The following is a 20,488-nucleotide window of genomic DNA, read 5'->3' on the forward strand; positions in this document are numbered from 1 at the left end:
AATATACCATCCGTTATGAATTGACGATCATCTTCCGGCACAGTACACTTACAAATAATAATGTTATTATAATTTATCATAACGAAAATAACAATGCGACACAAATCATTGAATGAAACGATGCAAACAAATATGGAAACTTCAATTCAAAGGAGACGACATCCATGGAACAGTTCAGATTACCGAAAATCCCCATGCCGCATCTGGAATTACCGCAAGCTGTGCAGAACATTCTTACCGAGGCCGAGGAACGACTGCAACATAGACCCAGATTGCTGGCACAGTTCCGTAACTGTTTTCCCAACACGTTGGAAACGACGACAAAGCTATTGGATGATGGGACAACCTTTGTTATTACAGGGGATATCCCGGCAATGTGGCTGCGTGATTCAGTGGAGCAGGTGATGCACTACGTTCCGCTGGCAAAGGAAGACGAACAGCTGCAGCGGATCATTGGCGGGCTGATCAAACGGCATACATTCTATGCGGACATCGATATCTATGCCAATGCGTTTAACGAAACGGCTAATGGATGGCATTGGGATGCGAATGATGAGACAGAGATGTCGCCTTGGGTGTGGGAACGCAAGTTTGAGCTGGATTCACTTTGTTTCTCTATGCGGCTCGCCTATGCGTATTGGCGTGAGACGGAATTGACGGATATATTTGACGAGCGTTTCAAGAGGGTGATGGAGAGCGTAGTACGTCTGTGGAAAACGGAGCAGCGTCATGGTGAGCAGTCCCCATATCGATTCATGCGCCGGAATTGTCCAGCCCATGATACGCTCCGTAACGAAGGATTGGGGATGCCGGTAAACTATACCGGGATGATCTGGTCCGGTTTCCGCCCCAGTGATGATGCATGTGATTTTCATTATAATATCCCGGCAAATATGTTTGCAGCGGTGACTTTGCGTCAAATGGGGGAGATTGCGAGGTGGGTATTCAGAGATGAGAAGCTGGTCAGCGAGATGGCTCATTTAGAAGAAGAAATACGACACGGTATTTCCTTATACGGTACTTACCGTCACCCCGAGTATGGGCAGATTTATGCCTATGAGACGGATGGTTACGGCAACTTTTGCCTAATGGATGATGCAGGAACCCCGGGACTTATGTCTATTCCGTATTTGGAGTATGCTTCCACCGAGGACATCGTGTACCAGAATACACGGCGCTTTATTTTGAGCAAGGAAAATCCGTTTTATTATGAAGGACAAGCAGCCAAAGGCATCGGCAGCCCTCATACTCCTCCCGGCTACGTCTGGCATATGGCGCTGTCCATGCAAGGTCTGACCGCAGACAATGATAAGGAAATGCTGGAGATGATAGATCTGCTGGAGAACACAGATGCAGGTACCGGGTACATGCATGAAGGTTTTCATTCAGATGATCCAAACACGTTCACAAGGCCCTGGTTTGCTTGGTCGAACAGCCTCTTCTCGCAGCTTGTGTACAAGGCAATGAAAAAAGGAATTCTATAAAATGATGTAAGTTCAAAAAAATAACTGCCTGCAAAGCAGTCGTTCCGGTTACGAATCGTTCTTTCGATCGCTGTTATCCCCGGATTTTTTGATTCCCTTTTTGTAAGGGGAAATCCGGTGATAAAGGCGAGCACTTCGTTTCTCCAGAATCGATTTCGTTCCCTGCACTGCGTTTGCTATTTGGCATGACATTTTTTCGGCTACATCATTTCTAGAATAGAAGAGTGAGTAGACAAAAAGCCCAAACTGCTAAAGATTCGCAGTTTGGGCTTGGTTTATGAGGAAGGATATGTGACTCACGGCTTCGCTATGTGGTTTTCAGCAGATCCGCAATGAGCACCTTTTGACCTGTGCGGGCACTTTCGAGGGATGCGAGAACCATGGCCATACTGAACTGGTTGTCACTGCAATCGGTCTCAGGCAGTCGTCCGGATTCCAGTGCAGCGAACATGTCTTCGAGGCAGCCGTGATGTCCGGTTTTCTCCATGACGGGCAGGTATCCCTCAATCCGCTCACACGGTTGGAAAAAGGACGGTTTGCCTTCCGCATCCAGATGTTGCGCCGAGACAACTTCAGCATAAATGTCATCATTGCCATCCCAGATGGCGGTTCCTTTTTCTCCGGTTACGCGCCAGGATGCTTCCCATGAAGTAGGCACACCTTCTGCGCACCAGGACCCGCGATAGTTAAACACGGAGCCATCGGACATTTCGAAGATACATAGTGCCATCGCATTGCCTTGATACCATGACCCCGGAGGATTGAATTCGTGGCAGTACACCGAGACCGGGTTGGCACCGAGAATATAACGTGCCTGGTCGAAGGTGTGAATCGCCATATCCAGCAGCAATGGACTATCCATCAGGTCACGGAATCCTCCAAAATGTGGACCCAGGAAGAAATCTGCCCCTGCAAAACCGACTTGGCCAATCGTTCCGTCGGAAATCAACTGCCGATAGGCGCGAATACGTGGATCGAAACGGCGATTTTGCATCACAGCCTGAATATTGCCCGTACGGCGTGCAGTCTGAACAATATCTTCACAGTCAGAGAAGGATTCCGCCAGAGGTTTTTCGCCAAATACATGGCATCCTTGTTGTAACGCTGTCATTGCAATGCCGTGATGGCTCGCTGGAATGGTGACATCAAATACGATATTGGCATCAGTTGCTCGAATGGCCTCACTGATATCCGTAAACGTGGGACAGGAGAGACCGTGTCGTGCAGCGAGTGCAACGGCAGTCTGTTCATGCAGATCGACAAGCCCTACAATTTCCGTGTCCGGTCTCTGCATGGCGTAATCAACCCAGGTATTGGACATGGCCCCACAGCCTGCCACAACTACCCGATAAGGATGACTCATCCTATCATCTCCTTATACTTTTCATTTTCTATGTTCGTGCAATGGACATCATGCCACTCCATGTTAATCCCGTTTCTATACCGGATTGGGAACAAAATCTCCACCACGACATTGTTTCAAATATTTTAACGCGTGCACCTGTCCGGTCATTTCGAGTTCATCTCTGTAGACAGGATCATGCCAGCCTTCAATATCAATCGTTCCTTGATACCCGTTTTGGCGCAGAATCGTAATGATGTCGGACCAGTTGGTATCCCCGAATCCAGGCGTACGGTGCCAGACGAATTCTCGTGGGCCGTGCACGCCATATTCTTTGACGATGTCCCAGGCAATGGTGGCATCTTTGCCGTGCACATGGAACACTTTAGGCGCCCACTTGCGCAGCTGCGGAATCGGGTCGATCAGGCTGGACATTTGATGGCATGGCTCCCATTCCAATCCGATGTTTTCGTCAGGAACTGCATCGAACATCATCTCCCAGGCCGTTGGATTATGCGCAATGTTCCAATCGCCTGTCTGCCATGTACCGCCCATATCACAGTTTTCAAAAGCAATGCGTACACCCTGGTCTGCAGCCCGGCGTGCCAGTTCTCCAAACACTTCCTTGAACCGTGGGATGGATTGGTCAATCGGTTGATCGGTCAGTCGTCCGGTAAACCCGGAGACGATATCCGCTCCGAAGAGCTGGGCATGGTCAATCACCCGTTCCCAACTGGCCAGTGTATCGGCATTATCTCCGGCTCCGGTGAGCGGATTGCCAAACACACTTACTGCAGAGATGACAATTCCCTGTTCGTCCACGATTTCACGGACACGTTTGGCTGTCTCGGCGAGGTCCAGATCACCAGTCGTTTGCCAGAAGGTCAGATTGAATGATTCGAAGCCATGTTTCATAATCTGTGGAATGACACGGACTGCGTCATGTCCACCTACAAGTGTGCCTATACGTAACGGATTATTCATGGTTGTATTTCACTCCAATATTGGCTTATAGTACTTCGTGACACACTCATTATAGCCGGGCATCTGCCGGATGGCTCTATACAATCTTGTGCAATATTAGTCTGATCTTGTGGGGAGAGGAGGAGACAGCGTGCTGGACCTGAAAGCGCTTCACGAAAATACCCGCATTGACCATAAATCGCATCCATTTCAGCTGTTCCAGAATCGTTGCTGGGGGATGAAAACGGAAGAATGCATTCTGTACTTGCACTGGCATGAACACTTTGAACTGATTTTTATGCGGAAGGGAAGTGCACTGTTTCATATCGACAGCAGGCCTTACGTAGCTCAAGCAGGTGAGGTTATTATCATTCCTGGAGGGGCGCTGCATGTTGGGTATGCTCTGGAGGAAGGGGATATCCATTTTGATTCGGTTGTGCTCAACAGTGCATTATTTCATGATTTTACCCATGATCCCGTTCACTTGAAATATGTTGCTCCCTATCTGGAGGGGAAGGTAAGGTTCCCGGTAAAACCGGCGGAGCACGACATAGCTTGCCAAGGCTATTACTCCCTGTTGGATGAAGCCATCGAGGAGATGGCCTCACAGCCGCTGGCATACCAACTGGTTGTGAAATCCAAGCTGCATGCCTTGTTCACACTGCTTGCCCGTACATTTATGCCACACCAGCTTCCTGATAAAACAAAGGGATCGTATTTTCCCAATCGAGAACGATTCAAACATTTGATTGAGCAGATTGAAGCGGAGCCAACAGGGAAAATATCCGTTACCGAGGCAGCCGGTCAGGTGGGGCTGAACACGTATCATTTTTGCAAAATGTTCAAAAAACTGACTGGACGCACCTTTGTAGAATATGTGAATGGGTGCCGAATGACGAAAGCCGAACAGTTGCTGCAGGAGAGCAGCCTTACCATTACCGAGATCGCTGCTCAGGTTGGCTGTGATAATGCTAACTATTTTACGAAGCTTTATAAACAATACAAAGGGATGACACCCTCGCAGGGGCGGTTAAAATAGGAAGGCCTTGCGTCAACAGGGTACAAACAAAAATCCGGATCACCGCCAGAGATGCGCGAGTAATCCGGATTATTTTATGAATATCAGATATCAGAACAAACATTTGATCTGTTTTATAAACATTGCTTATTTCATGAATTTCGAGAATAATCGGTTGGCCTTCTTGGAGAGGTCGTCCAATTTGATATTGGCCTGATCCAGTTGATTGTATCCCCATTTGATCGTTTGCAGCATGCGTGGGGAGATGGGCGTACCTTTGATCCGTGGATAAATATTGTGATAGGCCCAGACGAGATGCTCCCAGCGATTATCGTTGCCGTCCTGAATATACTCCGAGACGTCGATGACTTTTCCGCGTCCATTCTGGAGAATTACATTTTTCAGGTGAATGTCCCGTGGATTCAGGCCACGGCTGCGTACTGCCTCACGAGCTTCGTCCACATCGAGCATGACCTGCTCGGGGACCGGGATTCCTTTTTCCAGACATTCGAGCAAGGTATCTCCCGCTTCAAAACTAATCACAAGAACATTCCGGCCGCTGCCGTAATAGGTAGGGAAGTAGGGCAGGCCTTTGAGCTGCTCATATACCTGTTTTTCATTTTCAAGTTTGTCCAGGGCATGATCTGAGTACATCTTGAAGGCATACTGTGGCAAGCCGTCATACGTAAATACCGCCGCATCCGTTCCTGTACCAATACAATTCAGTCCTTCTACATGGCCAATGATGTTCACGAGCTCATTCCGGTCGCTTCCGATGACTTGGATTTGTTGTAATGCTTCTTCCGCCTGGAACCAATCCGGTCGATTCATGGGTGGTGCCTCCTTTTAGGATATGCCTGTACAATTCATCTGTCTAACTGCAAAATCCTGTACTCTTTTAGTATAGTATGCGTTCTGCGTTGTAATTTCATCTTTTGGTGATGTTACTATATAAACGTTACGCATTGAATCGGAAACGGTTGCGGATAGAAGAAAATTACGGAAGGGTGCTTGCGGCGTTTTTGCCCTTTCCTATATACTGTGAGCATTAAGGGATCTCATGCAGATCCGGCATACAGAAAGGCAGAATATCTTATGGCACAATACCCGCAGTGGTCTTATTCGCAGTCGCGGGCGAGTATGTTCGATGAGTGCCTGCGCAAATATTATTATCATTATTATGGAGCTCATAACGGCTGGAAGGCAGAGTCGGCTGATGAGATGCAGGTACGTCTGTATCGATTGAAGCAGCTAAGTAATCTATACCTCGTATTCGGTGACCTCGCACATCGGATGTGTGAATCGGCGGTACGTAGCAGGGAAGAAGGCAAGAATAAACCTCGTGAGCACTTTCTGGAACTGACGATGCGCAAGCTGCTGAATCAGGCGTATGTCGAATCAATGGATCAGGATCAGTGGCGGCTCGACCCCAAGAACCGGGTGATGTTGTCCGAGATGTATTACGGGGATGACACGTTGAATGACCGGATTGCTACGATTAAAGAACGAGCCTCGGCCTGTGTCGGCAATCTGTATCAGACGCTCACGTGGGAGGACTTGTCCCGTGCGAGTACGGATATTTTGGAGATTGAGAAATGGGATACGATGATGCTGCACGATACGCGTGTGTATGTGAAGATGGACTTGTTATATCGTCGCAGCAACGGCAACATCGTCATTGTGGACTGGAAAACGGGCAAGGAGGATGACTTCTCGGATCAGTTGATGCTGTACGCATCCTATGTGAGGGAGCATTACCGGGTTCCACTGGAGCAGATTGAGCTGCGGGTGGAGTACCTGTTAACCGGGACACACCGAGAGTTTACGGCAACGGAAGAGGATATCCTGAAGGTGGAGGAGAACGTGGGGCGGTATATAGCGGAGATGCGCTCCTGTGTGGATGATGAGTATTACAACCGTCCCAAGGACGTCTCGTATTTCACGCCAATGCCTTCACGCCGCGCTTGCCGGGACTGTAATTTCCGTGAGGTGTGCAGCGAACGTGTAGTATAGAGCGCCACCCGAAGCATCTTCAGATCTCATTCCTATTTCATGTAAAAATAAAACAAGAAGCGCCAGCCTGGACAGGATCTGCCCGGACTGGCGCTTCTATTACGTTCCACAGGCCGGCGACAAGGCGCCAGGTGAACGGTCATATCAAGATTACTGGACCGCGGCGGTATTCTCCAGCGCCTGTCCTGCGGGAACATAGGCATGCCCGAGATCCCGGGCAACCGCCTCATACGTGATATGTCCATTCAGCACGTTTATCGCGCTGCGAATGGACGAACTGCCGCGAATCGCGGCGGCTGCACCGTGGTTCGCCAGCTGCAGCGCATAAGGCATGGTGGCGTTGGTCAGCGCCACCGTAGACGTGCGCGGCACCGCGCCCGGCATGTTCGCTACCGCGTAATGCACCACACCATGCTTCACATAGGTCGGTTCATCGTGGGTCGTGATATGATCAATGGTCTCCACAATTCCGCCCTGATCAATCGCCACATCGACAATGACCGAACCGGGTGCCATGGTGGTGACCATTTGCTCGCTGACTAGGGTTGGCGCTTTGGCGCCTGGAATCAGCACCGCACAGATCAGCAGGTCGGCAGCCGCAACAGCCGACGCAATATTGGATGGACTCGATACCAGCGTATGAATCTGATTGCCAAAAATATCATCCAGCTGGCGCAGACGATTCAGATTCAAATCGAGGATGGTCACATCCGCACCCAGACCAATCGCGATTTTGGCGGCATTCGTGCCCACCGTCCCGCCACCAATAACGACGACCTTGCCACGGCTTACGCCGGGTACGCCGGATAACAGAATGCCTTTGCCACCTTCCGTTTTCTCCAGCAGCTGCGCTCCAATCTGAGCCGACATCCGTCCGGCAACTTCACTCATCGGTGTGAGCAGAGGCAGCGTACCGTTAACTTCCAGTGTCTCGTACGCAATGGCGGTTACCCGGCTTTCAATCAGTGCCTTTGCCAGTGCAGGTTCCGCTGCGAGGTGCAGGTAGGTGAAGAGAATCAAGCCAGGACGGAAATAGGCGTATTCGCTGGCAAGGGGTTCTTTGACCTTGATGATCATATCTGCCTCAGCCCACACAGTTGAAGCTGTATCCCGAAGCTCCGCTCCAGCCGATTGATATTCGTTGTCTGTGAATCCACTGCCCAATCCTGCGCCACGTTCGATCATGACCTGATGTCCGGCTCTGACAAAATCAGCAGCTCCAGCTGGGGTCATTGCTACACGGTTTTCATTGTTTTTGATTTCTTTCGGAATTCCGATTCTCATCGCCATGCACCTCGTCCATTTAATGGTTGTTAGCTTATACTACAAGTTTATGACCTGGATCATCGTTTTGCACCTTACCTCATGTCTATGTTTTGAAGAATTGATTCAACATAATGTCGAGAAAAGACTATTCAGGACATTTACCCATCGCTTATAATGTAAGAAAAAATGACACTATGAGGGATCGATATTGAGAAATGACCGCGTGTTTACGATAAAGGATATTCTGGCTCGCCCCGTCTTTGCCAAAGCCCGGCTTGCTGCGGGGAAAGAAGGAACATTACGTCAGGTTGGATGGGTTCATGTGTTGGAGATTACCAATGTTTCTCCATTTGTAAGTCCCCATGATCTTATTTTATCCACTGGACTATGGCTTCAATCGGAAGAAGGGCGCGAAGAATATCTGCTCCAGTTAATCCGGAGCGAAGCGGCGGGGCTCTGCGTGGAATTTGGTACGAGCATTCATGGCATTCCCGAAGAATTGATTGAACTGGCTGACAGGCATCAATTCCCGCTTATCGTGTTTGAGCAACCGGTCCGTTTTGTTGAGATCACGCAAGATATTCACGCTTTGCTTATTAATCATCAACACCAACTGCTGAAGAGTCTGGAAACCTATTCCCGTCAGCTTCAGCAGCGAACATTACAGAGTACAGACATGTCGGCTGTACTTCATCTTCTGCATGAATACGCGGCCAAACCGGTTGTGTATATCTCGTCCATGGAACCGGGCAGTTTTGTGCCGGAGCTACCTTCGGAGACACAGCAAGCGATCTACACATGGTACGAACAGGAGGTTGAGCATCTGGATCTCAATGATTCAGACACCGAATTATGGTTCCATCTGGATGAGGAACAGGTGTTACTGTGTCACCCGGTCGTATGTTTTGGTCAGGTTTTTTCCGCGGTAGGCATGGTTGTACATCCTTCAGCACCCGTTGAGTATCTTAAGCTGTTGCTCGATTATACAGCAAAGGCTGCGGCGGCACTGACTCTGCGCTCCCAGTTTTTGGAGGAGAAGATGGTACGCAACCAGAATGAACTGATCCAGGATCTGATGAACGGTAACATTCTTCATGAAGAGCAGGCGCAGACCCGAATGGGGCTCCGTTTGCTGGTAAAGGGACAGTACTGGTTTGCCGGCGGGGTTATTGAGATGGAGCACCGTCTGAAAGGCATCGGCCGTGAGCGAATGGAAACCAACCATCAGGATATTCTGGTTCTGCTGCGTTCGTTACTCAAAAAGAACAATCTGGCCAGCCTCATCATGCTGAAAAATAATCAGGTATATGTATGCTGTGCCAGGGAAGAGAGCAAGACATCCACACGAAATCAACTGGTAAAGTCACTTGAAGGCATTATTGTTGATGTGAAGAGATTTGCGAGTCGCAACCTGAAGCAGGTTACGATCCATGCCGGATTTGGCAAGGTGCGTAACCGTTTAACAGGATTGCCAGACAGTCTGCGGGAAGCGTATCAGGTCATCGAAGTTTCACGATCCGTAGATCGGCTAGAACATATTCATTTTTACGAACGTATGGGTATATATCAAATGTTAAAAGCATTGCCCCAATCGTTTCTGCAGCCTTTTGTGAATGACTATCTGGGTGTTCTGATTGAATATGATCGGACACATCATCTAAGGCTGGTGGAGACCTTGGATGCCTTTCTGCAAAACTTCGGTTCCAAGCGGGATGCAGCTGCTCAATTGTTCATACATCGGCAAACTCTGTACAATAGATTGGAGAAGTTAGAAGAATTAATGGGACCTGATTTTATGGATCAGGAAAGAAGAATCTGCCTGGAGATGGCGCTGCTTGCTCATGCCATGATCGAGGAGGAACAGGATTTTTCGTCTTGATGGATCAGGCTGGAAGACAGTCCAGACTGTGCGTTATTGAAAGATGTGCACAGTCTAGCAATTTTTACTGATGCGACGAGTTTGTCGTAATGCTCTCGGTAATACAGGGTTGCCAGAATCCGGACGGCGGCCGCGAAACAGTCTCGGTTGGCCAGAGGAAGGTGCAAGGGATAGTGAGGTGGGAGCAGCCAAGCGGTATGGTGAAGAGCTGCGCTCTGGAAGAGTTCCCGTCTCCATTTTTTTGGATGAAACATCGGTTTGACGCAACCATTCATCAAGTCGTTCACGGTTGATTCCTAGTTGTCCGCTCAGATTACAGATATCGAGGTTTTTTTTCACACAAATCCGCCTTTCCTGGAATATCGGGCTGTATAGGTTCTGAAAGGGAAGCATGAAGTTTGAAAATAGTAGCTGCTTATGGACTTCAGCGTTCTGAATCACATCAAATGCCCACTTGATTGGTGTGCTCGATTAGCGGAATGGCGAATATGTTGAACATCCTCATGAAAGATGTATGTACCCAGTGTTAAACGTTTGCATACAGCTGTTTTGTGTATTTTACTATAATTTGGCTTTTATCTAGATTTTATCACTTCACATGTAACTGTGCGTCTCAATATAGTCTCAACTTGTGAGAAAATACGGTTAAGGGAAAGTACCAGTATCTAGTACGGAGGACACAGATGGAAAACAGTAGTGAGATTCAATACGACAGCCATTATGGTCATGGAAAACGTTTTGTGGGTCGAGCCAAGGAACTGATGCTGTTGGACCGATGGCTCAGCAATCCGGAAGCACCTTTAACCATTTTTTCAGTTACGGGCATGGGGGGGATCGGTAAATCATCCTTGCTGTCCGAGATGTTGTCCATTGCTCGAAACCAGGGGGCAACTGCCATATGGATGGATGGCAGATCCTGCGGCTCTACACCGTCAGTTTTTTTGGAGTATCTCTCCTCTACATTGGGACTTGAGACAATGGGGAGTGATGGTAACAAGCGGCCATTAAGCCTGCTGAGTGAAACTTCAGTTCAGAGGCGGCTGGTCCTTGCTGTGGATAATTATGAGGAGCTGGCTCTTCTGGAGAGTTGGTTTATGGAAGTCTTCGTATCCAAGCTCCCGTTATATGGAGTACTTATTATTCTGGCCTCACGACCGGAGCCGGCTTCAGCATGGCGGACACATCCAAGGTTGCGGCAGCGCCTCGTGCAGATGCCTCTTCAACATTTTACGGGTGAAGAAGTGTCCGAATACATTGCATTGGCGGGATCATTGAACAGGAGCATAGCGGGGACGATTGCGCGTATGACGGATGGACATCCGCTCGGGTTAGCGCTTGCTGTAGAGGCTGCGGATCAGCGCAGGAATATTCCCATCTCCGATTGGACCGAAGTATCACAAATGATTAGTGCCAGGCTGCTGCTTGAATTGACGCTTCCCCGCCTGCACCCAATGGTAGAGGTATTAACGCTGCTGGAAACGGCGAATCAGGAATTGTTGGCATCTGTGCTGCAAACAGAGGTGACGCTTGAGGAATACAACGTCCTGAGGCGTATGTCATTTATCCGTTCCGGTCCTAATGGTTTGGCGCTGCATGATATGGCCAGACTGCATTTGCTTCGGGATTTCCGCCAACGTGAACCACAGCGTCTGCAAGCCATGCGTGTGCGAATAGCGGGGCTGTTGAAGCCGCTCCATGAACAAGCGGGTCCACATGAGAGACGCCAGATTACCAGGAAAATGCTCCTTTTGTGTCAGGAATCCATGCTACAGCATCGGAAGTATGCTGATGTATCGGCAGATTCACTATTTTCTCCGATGGAAGTGATGCGAGCGGAAGATTTGCCGGCGTTGCACAAATTGCTCCAACAGTGGTGTGAATATAGTGTGGAGCCCTGGCAGGCGCCGTCTTATCCTGCTTTTTTAGACGAACTTGCACAGCGTTATCCTGAGGGAATTGTACTGATGCGTGACAAGGAGGGCGATCCGATCGCGATGTTCATTACGGTGCTCGTGCACCGGGAGAGCAGCGGGATGTTGTGCAAATATTTTCCGGCCGAAATGCAGGAATGTTTCACACCAGAAGAGCTGGATTGTGATCCGGACCAGACGGATACTCACTTTGCGGTACTCGCTGCAGCAAGGGATGATGTGCCAGGTTACAAACGTGAAGAACTTGTGGGTTATATGTCGCTGGATCGTCTGTCACTACTGGGAGAAGGGGCCAGGGTCATATTGGTCGCAACCAATCCGTATCTGAAGCTGTTTTTGCAGAACATTGGTTTTCGGAGTAAAAGAGCACGTACTCGTTTATGTGACTTGTATGAAGATCAGGCATCTGTGCTGGATCTGGATTTACGTAGCGGGCAATTCGGTGACTGGGTGATGTCCCTTTTGGGTCCGGATACAAAGAGCAGCGGGTTACAACAGGGGACATCTGGCGTGAATCAGGTTCCCTGGTCCGAACAGGATGTACGCAAAATGTTGACTCATCTGCACTCTCCCGGAGAATTGCATGAGTCCGCAGCGCGAGTGAATGGCATGACGGATGGAATTCAATTACAGACTCATATCCTGGATTTGCTGGAGGGTCGGGTTCATGGTATCTCCCAGCAGGATCAGATGCTGTTATACACGGCCTATTGGACACATGCTGGCAATCCAACTGCCGCAGCACAAGCATGCTCGATGAGTCGGGCGACATTCTATCGGCATCTGCGAGCGGCTTTGGTCCGACTGGCAAGAGTGCTATAGGTGATAGAAAGCATAATATAATTTCATTGGAAATTAGCATTATCGGAATAAACCAAAAAAACACACAGTAACCGGCCTATAGAGCTGGTCCTGTGTGTTTTTTTTGATGGAATCATTCTCAATCAGTGACTATAAGATCCAGGGTTACATGAGGCCGATAGGTTAGTGAAATTGAAGCATTAACGATTCGTTTCCGCTAACCAGTCGGCCAGTTCTTCTATCTGGATGATGGTGGCAATAGGGTTCCGTCAGTACCGTTATAACGACAAGAAGAGGCTGGTCATAGACCGAGCCTCTTCATGCGGTTATAGAGCGTTGCTCTGGAGATGCCGAGCTGCCGGGCGAGTGTTCTTTTGTTGCCTCCGGCGGCTTTCAGGTATTGCAGCAGGAGTTCCGACTCATAGATGTCCAACTGCTCCTGATAGGATAGGGTGGAAGGATCCGTCGACTCCTCTTTTTCTTCTTCATGTATTGGAACAGAAGGGTCCGTGCTCTCGGAGAAAGGAGACGAGCCCGATTCCAGGCCAGACTGTGGATGAAGCTGTACCGTCTCGTTCAAAATGGATTGTGCCTCATCCATGGATGAAATAAAGGTGTCAGGGAGATATTCAGGCTTGACCTCGCCATCCGTGGTGAGAATGGTAATCCGTTCAATCACATTTCTTAATTCCCGTACGTTACCCGGCCAGTCATACTGGAATAACAGCTTGAACACCTCGGGAGGGACCAGTTCAATATGACGATTATAGAGCAAGGAAAACTCTTGCAGGAAGGTCTGTGTCAACTCGTAAATATCTTCCTTGCGCTTACGCAGGGGAGGGATGACGAGGTTAATGACATTTAATCGATAGTAGAGATCCTCCCGGAACTGATTGCGGGCAATCATGCCCAGTAGATTCTGATTGGTTGCGGCGATAATCCGACAGCTTGCCTGTTTCATACGTGTTCCGCCAACAGGGAAGTAACTTTTCTCCTGTAATACACGCAATAGCTTCACCTGAAGCTCCAGCGGCATTTCACCTATTTCATCCAAAAAGAGCGTACCGCCTTCGGCCAGTTCAATTTTCCCTTTTTTTCCTTTGGGATCAGCCCCTGAAAATGCACCCTTCTCGTAGCCAAATAACTCACTTTCAAATAATGAACCAGGAATAGCTCCGCAGTTAATGGCAATAAACGGCGCTGTCTGCGGTTCACGCAGGTCGTGAATGGCTTTGGCGAATAGCTCCTTGCCCGTTCCACTCTCTCCTAGAATGAGCACGGTAGCTGAGGTAGTACTGATCTTGCGTATAGTCTCCAGACAATGGTTGATTACCGGACTGCTACCCTTGATTCTGGCAAACGGATCGGAATCCGGGCGCAGACGGGCAACGGCTTTCTCCAGATGCTGGACTTTGGATGTCATATGTAATAACTCTTGATGCAGACGAATTTCGGTTGTTATATCCACTTCGGCGGCAACCGCGCCTACAATACGTCCATCGAGTTGCACTGGACGTGCATTAATCAGGGCGAACAGATCGGGTCTTGGTTGGTGCTGCTTTCGATACACGGTTTCCCCTGTATATAACGTTTTTAGCGATTGAAGGCGATCCGGGGGAAAGAAATCCGCTGCCGGTTTCCCAATGATATCTTTTTTGTGAATGGAAAAAACATGCTCCGCACCCGATGTCCAGTAGGTCACCTTTGCTTCTTCATTAATCAACGTCAGAGCTGAGCCTGCTGTCTCCAGTGTTGTCTCGAAATAAGCTTCCATAAGCCGATGGGCATGCATCATTTCTTGCAGAACATCGGATACAGCGATATAGCCCAATAGAGGTCCATCATCCTGAATTAACAGATAAGGACTGGTATTGAAAAGGGGGATGGCATCTGCCAGTCCAGTGGTTGAAGGGATGGTGGGCATGGGGAGGCCCGAATCCAGGATACTCGTATCTGTACGTAATAAGGTCATTAATTCTGGAAGTAAATGTTTCATCGATATCACCTCAGTTAGGGCATAACTTTCGGAAAGTACACCTGTTGCACGAGCTACTTACAAGTGGCCCCCAATTGAAATGATTGGGGGGATGATGGTTACCCATATTATAGCTTTCCAAATGAAGTGTGTATATATTTTTTGACATGAAGCATACATGATATCGGCGCAGAAGAGAGGGATATCAATTTATTATTTTTGTTATGCGCTTTCATTTTTGCAGTTTAGGAATAATTGTTAATTAAAATGGGCGAATTAAAATTTTAGGGGAGATATGAGTTATTAAAACTAACATTAGAAACAGTGAACTACACTGTTATCTCTCACCCAGTACCGGGCTGTTTAAGTGATTATTCATATAGAACATGAATTGTCCACACCATTAAGAAACTTCTGAATAATGCTATACGAAGGCTCAATCCGCATGAAGAAGAATAAAAAAGGAGGATGATGAAATGGCCATTCTATCAACCGGACCCATTGAAAACAATATTTCAGGTGTAACCGGTACCCGCCCCACTCAATTCGTCACCGTCAAAATCGATAATCGGGATTCAATAGATGTATATAATGTTCTCCTTTTGGGGTACTATCTCGATGGAGTCAGAACGTTATATGTAGAAGAACTGTTTAATGTGTTGCCCAATCAGGTCATAACCAAAGATTATAGCGCAAATTTTGATGGGTTCGAGTTTATATTTTCCACAGCAGACCTCGCTGCCCCGGAAGCGCAAATTTCCGTATGGGGCAAAGACGCCGAAGGAGAGTTAGTCACGGCTCACCGATTGGTATCACAGGAGTTGCTGGGTGAAACCCTGAGCATAACAGGTGTAACCGGAGCGACAGGAGCCACAGGTGCAACAGGTGCCACAGGTGTAGGGGCAGGCTCAACCGGAGCAACGGGAGCCACCGGAGTGACGGGAGCAACAGGCAACACTGGGGTTACGGGTGCAACAGGCGCCACCGGAGTACCAGGAGTGACAGGAGCAACAGGCGCCACTGGAGTGACAGGAGCAACAGGCGGCACTGGAGTGACGGGATCAACGGGCGAAACTGGAGTGACAGGAGCAACAGGCGGCACTGGAGTAACAGGAGCGACAGGCGCCACCGGGGTTACGGGATCAACGGGCGACACTGGAGTGACAGGAGCAACAGGAGCCACTGGAGTAACGGGAGCAACAGGCGCCACCGGGGTTACGGGATCAACGGGCGACACTGGAGTGACAGGAGCAACAGGAGCCACTGGAGTAACGGGAGCAACAGGAGTAACGGGAGCAACAGGAGTAACAGGAGCGACAGGCGCCACCGGGGTTACGGGTGCAACAGGAGCCACTGGAGTGACGGGATCAACAGGAAGCACTGGAGTAACTGGAGTAACGGGTGCAACTGGGGATACCGGGGTTACGGGTGCAACTGGGGATACCGGGGTTACGGGTGCAACTGGAGATACTGGAGTCACAGGTGCAACAGGCGCTACCGGGGCAACGGGAGCCACTGGAGTGACAGGATCAACAGGCAGCACTGGAGTGACAGGATCAACAGGCAGCACTGGAGTGACAGGATCAACAGGCGACACTGGAGTGACAGGATCAACAGGCAGCACCGGAGTGACGGGATCAACGGGTGGGACTGGAGTAACAGGAGCGACAGGCGATACCGGGGTTACGGGATCAACAGGCGGCACTGGAGTGACGGGAGTAACAGGCAGCACTGGAGCGACAGGAGTAACCGGAGCCACCGGAGTGACGGGTGCAACAGGCGCCACCGGAGTGACAGGAGCCACGGGTTCTACAGGGCAAGGTTTGTCGTCCTATGGCTACATTTTTAATACTTCAACTCAGTCTGTAGCTACCGAGACGGATATAACCTTCGATAGCAATGAAAACCTTACTAACATTACTCATACACCGGGTACGGCTGGAATTATTATTGGTAATGCTGGGGACTATGCGATATTCTTCATCGTTGCAGGCGTTCAGGCAAACCAATTCACCCTTTATCAAAACGGAGCCCCTGTAGGCGGTAGTGTCTATGGTTCAGGAGCCGGCACTCAACCGAATCCAGGAATGATTATTATCACCGCCGCTCCCGGTGATGTGTTGACATTACGAAATCATTCAAGTGCATCGACTGTTGATCTGCAAACTCTGGCAGGTGGATCACAGATCAATGCCAATGCGTCTATTCTTATTCAACAATTGAGCAGCTAACTCAAGCTATGAGCTCTGAAGCAGAATGGGGAATAGGCTGCCTGAAGGAGGGGATTGTATGACTGTTCTATCAACCGGACCCATTGACAATAGTCCAGTTCTTGGTGTGAATCCTTCGAGTTTTGTAACGGTGAGGATTGTGAACAGGGATTTGGTCAATAGTTCAGCTCTTCAGATTTATGGTTACATCTTGAACGGTGAGAGAACGATGTATGTCAGTGAGTTGATCGAAGTGTTTCCTAACCAGGTACTCACAAGGAATTATAGTACAAACTTCGTTGCTTACGAGTTCGTATTCACCATCAGTGGTCCAGCTGTGAATGAGACCGAGGTTTCCGTGTGGGGAAAGACATCAATGGGTGAGTTGGTAGACGCGCACCGACTAGTATCTGCCGAACAATTAGGCTCGGGATGAAATAGATAGGCAACTTGAGGGGAATTAAGTCATGGTACAAAGGAGGGTGATTGAATGACCATTTTATCAACTGGTCCCATTGAAAATAATATTTCAGGTGTAACGGGTACACGTCCCACTCAATTTGTCACAATTAAAATTGATAACCGAAATTTGACTGATGTGTATAATGTACTTCTTTTGGGGTACTTCTTGGATGGGGTTAGAACGTTGTATGTGGAAGAACTATTTAATGTGTTGCCTAATCAGGTTATGACCAAAGACTATGTGGCGAATTTTGATGGGTTCGAGTTTGTATTTTCAACTGCAGACACGGCTGCTCCGGAAGCGCAAATTTCTGTCTGGGGCAAAGATGCTGAAGGTGAGTTGGTGACGGCTCATCGGTTGGTTTCTCAGGAGTTGCTGGGTGAGTCTCAGGGTATAACAGGCGTTACCGGAGCAACAGGGGCAACAGGCAGCACTGGGGTTACCGGAGGAACAGGAGTCACGGGAGCTACCGGTGTTACAGGTGCAACAGGAGCAACGGGCGATACTGGGGTTACCGGAGGAACAGGAGTCACGGGAGCTACTGGTGTTACAGGTGCAACAGGAGTCACGGGAGTTACTGGGGCTACAGGTGCAATAGGGGCAACGGGTGATACTGGAGTTACCGGAGTAACAGGGGCAACAGGCGATACTGGAGTTACCGGAGGAACAGGAGTCACGGGAGCTACTGGAGTTACGGGAGCTACTGGTGTTACAGGTGCAACGGGGGTAACGGGAGTTACTGGGTTTACCGGAGCAACAGGGGCAACAGGCGATACTGGAGTTACCGGAGGAACAGGAGTCACGGGAGCTACTGGGGTTACAGGTGCAACAGGTGCAACGGGAGCTACTGGAGTTACGGGAGCCACGGGAGCCACAGGAGCCACTGGTATACCTACTTCCGTGAATTTAATTTATGTAGCTAATTCTGGAAGTAATAATGTTAGTGTAATTAACGGGAATACCAATGCCGTTGTAACCACGATTCTCGTGGGCAGCGAACCCCAGTTTATAGCAGTAAATTCAAACACGAGCCTGATTTATGTAACTAATTTTGGGGATGATACTGTTTCTGTTATTAATGGAAATACCAACACCGTCGTCACAACCATTCCAGTGGGTGTTCAGCCAGAGGGAATAGCTGTGAATCTAAACACGAACCTCATTTATGTGAATAATTTCAGCGACAACACCGTTTCCGTTATTAATGGAAATACCAACACAGTTGTGACTACCATTCCAGTGGGTACTGAACCGTTTGGTGTAGGGGTAAATCCGATAACCAACCTCATCTATGTAACTAATGTAGGGGACGATACAGTTTCTGTCATTGATGGAGGTACCAATACCGTCGTAAATACTATTAATGTAGGAGCACAGCCGTTGGGAGTAGCGGTGAATCCAACAAATAACCGGTTATATGTGGAAAATAATGGGGACGATACGGTCTCTGTTATTAGCGGATTTTCCGATACCGTTCTAACTGCCGTTCCAGTAGGGACTGGGCCGTTTGAAGCAGGACTGAACGCAAATACGAACTTTGTCTATGTTGCAAATAACGGCAGCAATAATGTATCTGTCATTGATGGAGATACCAATACCGTCGTTGCCACCATTCCAGTGGGATCTGCACCATCCGGTGTAGGAGTGGATCCTTTAACTAATGGAGTTTATGTCGCGAACAATACGAGTGGCACGATCTCGGTTATTGATGGAAATACCAATACCGTTACAGCTACAATTACCGTAAATTCCGGACCATTGGGAATAGGGATAAATCCTTAATGAGAATGCATCAATTAATTGATGTGTCCAAAAAAATAGACATTTTAAATTGGGGATGCTCATTTTTTAGACATTAAGAGATAAGCCGGAGAGAAGAAAAGTTGGATGCTCTGGAATGCTGTGTATACAGAAAAACCATGTGCCCTGAAAGAAAGTGGCAGCATGGTTTTTGTTTTTTTTATGCTTGTGTTTTTATGTCTGAGTCCAGTCGAGAAATTATCTGAACATGTTTTTGACCACCATCCAGAGATTTGCTGGTTTCTCGGCCAGACGGCGGGTGTAGTATGGATACCACATGGTTCCATAGGGCACGTAACAACGAATGCGGTAGCCTTCCCTGGCCAGGCGTTCCTGCTCGCCCATACGCAAACCGTACAACATTTGAAATTCAAATGCATCCGGGGAAATTCCCCGATCCTTCGCATATTGCTTGGTCCAGGAGATAATGTGGTCATCATGTGAAGCAACCGCAGTGTATACACCCTGATCCAGATGATTGCGAATCATCGTTTTGAATTGATCAATCACTTCTGAAGTGTTCTGATAAGCTACGGATGCAGGCTCCTTGTAAGCACCTTTCACCAGACGTAGCCGGATTCCTTCCCGAATCATATCACGTGTATCTTCTACGGTACGATGCAAGTAGGCTTGCAGTACCGTACCTGTATTATCCAGTCCCTCCGAGTGTAAACGGCGCACAATATCCAAAGTCGCTTGGGTAAACGGGCTGTCCTCCATATCGATCCGGACGAACAGATTATGCAGCTTCGCTTGGGTGGCAACCGCACGTATATTTCGATAACCTTCCTCAGGGTCCAGCGCGAGTCCCATTTGGGTTGGTTTTAGCGAGACATTGGAGTCTGCACCCTGACGGGCAATGCCTTCGACCAGACGTATATACTCATCCCGATACAACGCGGCTTCTCTTAAATGGGTAATGCCCTCGCCCAGATGATCCAGTGTAGCCATAATGCCTTTGTTGTTGAGTACCCGAATCTCTTCGAGAGCTTCTTCCAGTGTGTTGCCTGCGATAAACTTTCCAGCCAGCTTTTTGCCGTATTTGATGGAGAGATTCTCCACAGCTTTATTACCTGCGACGGTCAGCAGCGTTTTACGGTACATTTCGGTTCCGATACTCATCGGGGTTCCTCCTTATGGATCATGTTTCTTTATAACAAAGATATCAAGCAATAATCATGCCAAGGTTGTTCTGCATAGAAGAAAATGGGCGGTAATTTTGAAGGATAATATTTATTTTTAAAAAATATTCCTTCATCAACCGGAGTTGGCACGGATCTTGCTACATATATTGGGTGATGAGTAAAATGCATGGCAACTCAGGCAAACAGCCAGCGAACCCC

15 protein-coding genes are annotated in these 20,488 nt (G+C 48.6%); 8 read left to right on the top strand and 7 right to left on the bottom strand.

What is annotated here, in order from left to right; all coding sequences use genetic code 11:
- Positions 1-164: 164 nt before the first annotated feature.
- The gene (locus tag PTQ21_RS10810; protein ID WP_072735189.1) at positions 165-1,484 is read left to right on the top strand and encodes a glycoside hydrolase family 125 protein; all 1,320 of its coding nucleotides are present in this window, start codon (positions 165-167) and stop codon (positions 1,482-1,484) included.
- 307 nt (positions 1,485-1,791) lie between these two features.
- On the opposite strand, the gene PTQ21_RS10815 is transcribed toward PTQ21_RS10810, so the two are convergent.
- Together PTQ21_RS10815 and PTQ21_RS10820 are read right to left on the bottom strand one after the other, a co-directional pair.
- Complete coding sequence (locus PTQ21_RS10815) at positions 1,792-2,847, bottom strand: Gfo/Idh/MocA family protein (RefSeq protein WP_274569845.1); 1,056 nt, start codon at positions 2,845-2,847, stop codon at positions 1,792-1,794.
- A 75-nt stretch (positions 2,848-2,922) separates the two neighbouring features.
- Positions 2,923-3,810 carry a sugar phosphate isomerase/epimerase family protein gene (locus PTQ21_RS10820; RefSeq protein WP_274569846.1) on the bottom strand — a complete coding sequence of 296 codons (888 nt, stop codon included), beginning with the start codon at positions 3,808-3,810 and terminating at the stop codon, positions 2,923-2,925.
- Positions 3,811-3,940: 130 nt separating this feature from the next.
- Between PTQ21_RS10820 and PTQ21_RS10825 the strand changes: the two genes are divergently transcribed.
- Complete coding sequence (locus tag PTQ21_RS10825; RefSeq protein ID WP_063567668.1) at positions 3,941-4,828, top strand: helix-turn-helix transcriptional regulator; 888 nt, start codon at positions 3,941-3,943, stop codon at positions 4,826-4,828.
- 126 nt (positions 4,829-4,954) lie between these two features.
- On the opposite strand, the gene PTQ21_RS10830 is transcribed toward PTQ21_RS10825, so the two are convergent.
- Complete coding sequence (locus tag PTQ21_RS10830; protein WP_063567667.1) at positions 4,955-5,638, bottom strand: hypothetical protein; 684 nt, start codon at positions 5,636-5,638, stop codon at positions 4,955-4,957.
- A 264-nt stretch (positions 5,639-5,902) separates the two neighbouring features.
- On the opposite strand from PTQ21_RS10830, the gene PTQ21_RS10835 reads away from it, so the two are divergent.
- Positions 5,903-6,820, top strand: coding sequence for a PD-(D/E)XK nuclease family protein (locus PTQ21_RS10835; RefSeq protein WP_338020324.1), 918 nt, complete (start codon positions 5,903-5,905; stop codon positions 6,818-6,820).
- A 150-nt stretch (positions 6,821-6,970) separates the two neighbouring features.
- Here PTQ21_RS10835 and ald read toward each other — a convergent pair whose 3' ends face one another.
- Positions 6,971-8,104, bottom strand: coding sequence for an alanine dehydrogenase (gene ald / locus PTQ21_RS10840; RefSeq protein WP_063567665.1), 1,134 nt, complete (start codon positions 8,102-8,104; stop codon positions 6,971-6,973).
- A gap of 190 nt (positions 8,105-8,294) precedes the next feature.
- Between ald and PTQ21_RS10845 the strand changes: the two genes are divergently transcribed.
- Positions 8,295-9,965, top strand: coding sequence for a PucR family transcriptional regulator (locus PTQ21_RS10845; protein WP_274569848.1), 1,671 nt, complete (start codon positions 8,295-8,297; stop codon positions 9,963-9,965).
- Positions 9,966-10,019: 54 nt separating this feature from the next.
- Here PTQ21_RS10845 and PTQ21_RS10850 read toward each other — a convergent pair whose 3' ends face one another.
- A complete protein-coding gene (locus PTQ21_RS10850) occupies positions 10,020-10,304 on the bottom strand; it encodes a hypothetical protein (RefSeq protein WP_139295722.1) in 285 nt (94 codons plus the stop codon).
- Between the two features lie 344 nt (positions 10,305-10,648).
- Here PTQ21_RS10850 and PTQ21_RS10855 point away from each other — a divergent pair, with 344 nt between their 5' ends.
- Entirely contained in the window at positions 10,649-12,718 is a 2,070-nt protein-coding gene (locus tag PTQ21_RS10855) for an nSTAND1 domain-containing NTPase (RefSeq protein WP_274569850.1), read from the top strand.
- A 280-nt stretch (positions 12,719-12,998) separates the two neighbouring features.
- On the opposite strand, the gene PTQ21_RS10860 is transcribed toward PTQ21_RS10855, so the two are convergent.
- Positions 12,999-14,693, bottom strand: a complete 1,695-nt coding sequence (locus PTQ21_RS10860; RefSeq protein ID WP_274569851.1) for a sigma-54 interaction domain-containing protein — start codon at positions 14,691-14,693, stop codon at positions 12,999-13,001.
- 455 nt (positions 14,694-15,148) lie between these two features.
- On the opposite strand from PTQ21_RS10860, the gene PTQ21_RS10865 reads away from it, so the two are divergent.
- Genes PTQ21_RS10865 through PTQ21_RS10875 form a run of 3 tightly spaced genes read left to right on the top strand, consistent with a single transcriptional unit; the run spans position 15,149 to position 19,127 of the window.
- Entirely contained in the window at positions 15,149-16,903 is a 1,755-nt protein-coding gene (locus PTQ21_RS10865) for a beta strand repeat-containing protein (RefSeq protein WP_274569853.1), read from the top strand.
- Between the two features lie 58 nt (positions 16,904-16,961).
- Entirely contained in the window at positions 16,962-17,318 is a 357-nt protein-coding gene (locus PTQ21_RS10870; protein WP_072735198.1) for a hypothetical protein, read from the top strand.
- A gap of 54 nt (positions 17,319-17,372) precedes the next feature.
- Positions 17,373-19,127, top strand: coding sequence for a beta-propeller fold lactonase family protein (locus tag PTQ21_RS10875; protein ID WP_274569855.1), 1,755 nt, complete (start codon positions 17,373-17,375; stop codon positions 19,125-19,127).
- Positions 19,128-19,343: 216 nt separating this feature from the next.
- Here PTQ21_RS10875 and PTQ21_RS10880 read toward each other — a convergent pair whose 3' ends face one another.
- Positions 19,344-20,267: a proline dehydrogenase family protein gene (locus PTQ21_RS10880; RefSeq protein WP_063564617.1), complete on the bottom strand. Its 924-nt coding sequence runs from the start codon at positions 20,265-20,267 to the stop codon at positions 19,344-19,346.
- Between the last annotated feature and the right edge of the window lie 221 nt (positions 20,268-20,488).

The sequence above is a fragment of the Paenibacillus marchantiae genome (assembly GCF_028771845.1).
GTDB lineage: Bacteria > Bacillota > Bacilli > Paenibacillales > Paenibacillaceae > Paenibacillus > Paenibacillus marchantiae.